This is a genomic window from Flammeovirga aprica JL-4 (genome assembly GCF_012844305.1).
GTDB classification, from domain to species: domain Bacteria; phylum Bacteroidota; class Bacteroidia; order Cytophagales; family Flammeovirgaceae; genus Flammeovirga; species Flammeovirga aprica.
This window is the reverse complement of sequence record NZ_JABANE010000232.1, coordinates 1-3516: the sequence shown is the minus strand read 5'-3', so window position 1 is coordinate 3516 and position 3516 is coordinate 1. Positions and strand designations below refer to the sequence as shown.

Annotated in this window: 5 protein-coding genes; 1 reads left to right on the top strand and 4 read right to left on the bottom strand. The window is 32.4% G+C overall.

The features are described from left to right. Positions 1–167: 167 nt before the first annotated feature. The gene (locus tag HHU12_RS33325; RefSeq protein WP_169661045.1) at positions 168–956 is read left to right on the top strand and encodes a PhzF family phenazine biosynthesis protein; all 789 of its coding nucleotides are present in this window, start codon (positions 168–170) and stop codon (positions 954–956) included. Between the two features lie 101 nt (positions 957–1057). Here the strand turns inward: HHU12_RS33325 and HHU12_RS33320 are convergent, their stop codons facing one another. The 4 genes from HHU12_RS33320 to HHU12_RS33305 all read right to left on the bottom strand — a co-directional run bounded on the left by HHU12_RS33320 (position 1058) and on the right by HHU12_RS33305 (position 3031). Beyond that, positions 1058–1633, bottom strand: a complete 576-nt coding sequence (locus HHU12_RS33320) for an NAD(P)H-dependent oxidoreductase (RefSeq protein WP_169661044.1) — start codon at positions 1631–1633, stop codon at positions 1058–1060. Between the two features lie 63 nt (positions 1634–1696). Beyond that, a complete protein-coding gene (locus tag HHU12_RS33315) occupies positions 1697–2269 on the bottom strand; it encodes a Crp/Fnr family transcriptional regulator (RefSeq protein ID WP_205960067.1) in 573 nt (190 codons plus the stop codon). Between the two features lie 9 nt (positions 2270–2278). After that, the gene (locus HHU12_RS33310; RefSeq protein ID WP_169661043.1) at positions 2279–2638 is read right to left on the bottom strand and encodes a DUF2200 domain-containing protein; all 360 of its coding nucleotides are present in this window, start codon (positions 2636–2638) and stop codon (positions 2279–2281) included. A gap of 15 nt (positions 2639–2653) precedes the next feature. Then, positions 2654–3031 (bottom strand): nuclear transport factor 2 family protein, encoded by a 378-nt coding sequence (locus tag HHU12_RS33305; RefSeq protein ID WP_169661042.1) that lies wholly within the window; start codon positions 3029–3031, stop codon positions 2654–2656. Positions 3032–3516: the final 485 nt, after the last annotated feature.

Here is a 3516-nt window from a genome sequence, read left to right as displayed (position 1 = left end):
CGTAACTAAGGCTATGCTCTGCAAATCTGCCTTGATTAGAATAAAAAATAACAAGCTAAAATTATCCCTTTTCTTATGTCCTAGTACTTAAATAATAAATATGAAAACCTTTAATTTGTTTTCACATTGACATATAATTTTTCATTAGTCGTAACCGATCCTAAAACATGACACTAACAATCTATCAAATTGATGCTTTTTGTGAAAAAATTTTCAAAGGCAACCCTGCCGCGGTCGTTCCATTAGAAAAATGGATTGATGATACACTGATGCAAAACATCGCTATGGAAAATAATCTTGCAGAAACTGTCTTTTTTGTAAAGGAAAAGGATCATTATGCTATCAGATGGTTTACTCCTGAAACGGAAATAAGATTATGCGGTCATGCTACTCTTGCCTCGGCACATTATCTTTTTGAACATGAAAATTACAGTGGCGAGGTGATACATTTTCATTCTCATTTAAGTGGCCCTCTTTCTGTTTCTAAAAATGAAAAAGGACTCCAGTTAAATTTTCCATCACAAAAACCTGAACTAAGTAACAAACCTAAGTTTCTAGAAAAAGCGTTGGGCGCTGAAGTGCATTCGTGCAGTATCAACGGTATGTTTTTGGTTGCTGAAGTTGAATCCGAAAAAGTATTGAATTCACTTACTCCTGATTTCAATTTGATCAATAAAGAAAGTCCTGAACTAGGAATTATTGCGACAGCAAAAGGAGAAAATGTAGATTTCGTTTCTCGTTTCTTCCATCCAGGAATTGGTATCAATGAAGACCCTGTTACGGGTTCTGCACATACTGTATTAATTCCTTATTGGGCTGAAAAGTTAGGTAAAAACGAAATGATTGCACATCAGATTTCTAAAAGAGGAGGCGTTTTACATTGTGTTTTGGAGAATGACAGAGTTCTGATTTCAGGTAAAGCTGTAACCTATTTAAAAGGAGAAATTTATGTTTAACGTATAAAATTCTCTGATAAATTTAATAAAGAGAAGTCATTAGTATAACTTTGGCCACATTAAAACAAAATATACTAATGACTTATTTTTCATGAGATTAACTAAGAAAAAATCCTATCTATTTTCTTTAAAAAGCTATTTCTTTTTTCATTACTTCCAGAAGTGGTATAGGAAGAATTGATCCATTGTACATCTTTGACCCCAACACCTTTAAGTGTCGCTTTAATAAATGCTTTTTTGATTACATTTCCTCCAAAGAGAACTAAATACCATGAAGGGGATTCTGAAGTGGTGATAACTTTCGCTTTTTTGATATGAGTCAACAGGCCTTGCAAACCCGTTTTGGTTTCTATATAAGAAAAGTCTTTCAGCATTACTTTATCAATAAAACCCTTAAGCATTGCGGGTAAATCATACCACCATATTGGAAAGATAAAAATCAGCTCTTCGGTATCTTTTAAGATTTCCTGATATTCTTTTACCTGAGGGTCTGTTGTGTCCCCTTTTGAATACAAAGCTAAATCCTCCTCTCTTAATACAGGATCGAAATTTTCTTTATGCAGATCGATAATGTGATATTCCTTTCCTTGCTCTTCTAATTTCTTAACGGCTGTATCTAAAATTGCCTTATTAAAACTTCCATGCCACGGGTGGGCAAAAACAAATGTTGTTTTCATAATCTGTATTTTTGTTACAATACAAAAGTATTTCACCCAACAATTGTTTTATAGGACATTTGTCTAAAAAATATTTTTCCTGATTCTGCTGAGGTGCCTTTGTGTAATACCAAGGTAAGAGGAAAGGTATTTCAATGGAATATGTTTGATGAAATCAGGATAGTTATTCACCAGATCTTCATATCTTTTTTCAGCAGATTCCATATTCAGCATAAAGATGTAACGCTCTAGTTTGATATAAGCTTTTTCGGTCAGATGAGTATAAAAGGTTCTCCACCTTATATCTTTCTCAATGAGTGCATCAAAATCACTTTTATTGAAAATAAATAACTCCACATCGGTAATAGCATGAATGCTTTCCCTTGTTGGAAGCCCTGATACATAACTTGAGAAAGCATTGATAAAGTTATTTGGAAAAGTCAGACAATAAGTCACTTCTTCTCCCTTGCTAGACAAATAGTAGTTCCTGATTATACCTTTCGTTACAAAGCCCACTTTGTTACAAACTTCACCTTCATTGATAAAATATTCGTTCTTTTTAAGAACAGCGGGTTGTAACTTCTCAGTGAATTCTTCTACTTCCTGCTCAGAAAAGGTAGTCGTTGATAAGATAAAATTTTTAAGAATTTCAGACATTTCTAAAGCTTAACTTCTTAATATTTTCTCCATTTTCTTTCCCTTCGCCAATTCATCCACCAACTTATCCAAGTAGCGCACCTGCCTTGTAAGAGGCACTTCAATGTCTTCTACTCTGTGTCCGCAAATCACACCTTTAATCAAGCTAGCATTAGGATGAATCTGAGCATTTTGAAAAAAAACTTCAAATGTTGATTCTTCATCAAGATGCTTTTGCAATGCATCCACATCATACCCTGTCAGCCATTCAAGTACTTGATGCAGTTCATCAATGGTTCTGCCTTTCTTTTCTACTTTAGTAACATAGTGAGGGTAAACCGAAGCAAAAGTCATTTCGGCTATTCTTTGATCTGATGTTTTTGACGCCATATTAAAAGGGTGAAATTAGTTTTTCTTAGTATAGACTTCCTGCCATAATGTAATCAAGTCATTTTCATCAAATTTCAGCAACAACATCGCTTCTATTTTATCAATTGAATGATCATTTCTGACAATTGTTGCATCCATTACACCCACTACTTTATCAGTATCACAAATGTACTCCTGCACATCGTAATTGATTGATTCAATATTTGATTTAAAGTGAGTTAAAAATTCAAGATAGCTCTGATAGTCTACGTGGTATTCACGGCCGTTCACTCTCAATACAAAATTTGGAGCAAAACACTGTGCAATATCTGACTTAGTAATATGAGTGGATGAAAGTAAATGTCTTTGATTCCATTTCAATAACTTTTTAGCCAAATGTTCTTTATTTTTCATATCTATGGTACATATTAAACACTCTAAGTACTCTCTATCACTTTATTTTGTGGTAGTCCTGGTAATAACAATCAAATTTATAACATAAAGGAATAGTTCATAGAATACTTCTTCTTTGATACTGAAAGATAATGAAAATAAAACATCTGTACTTACACTACATCACCATAATTAAGGTACATTAAGGTTATTCCTTCTTTAATTCAATAAAAATAAATAAAGTACACTTTTTATACTTCTAAATATTTCACATGAAGCGTATTATTCGTTTAATTTCTTATTTTTACAAGCAATAACACTATGTGAAAGTAAACTATTAATCGTAGGTACAAATTCAAAATTATCTGATACTAATTCTATTTATTATTTTGCGATTACTTCCTTCAAAAAACTTTCAATAGAACCACTATTAATACGTTTTTTAGCGTTGTACTCACAAAAAATAAATTAGAATTAACTATAATTTATTTTTGACTTTGTACTTA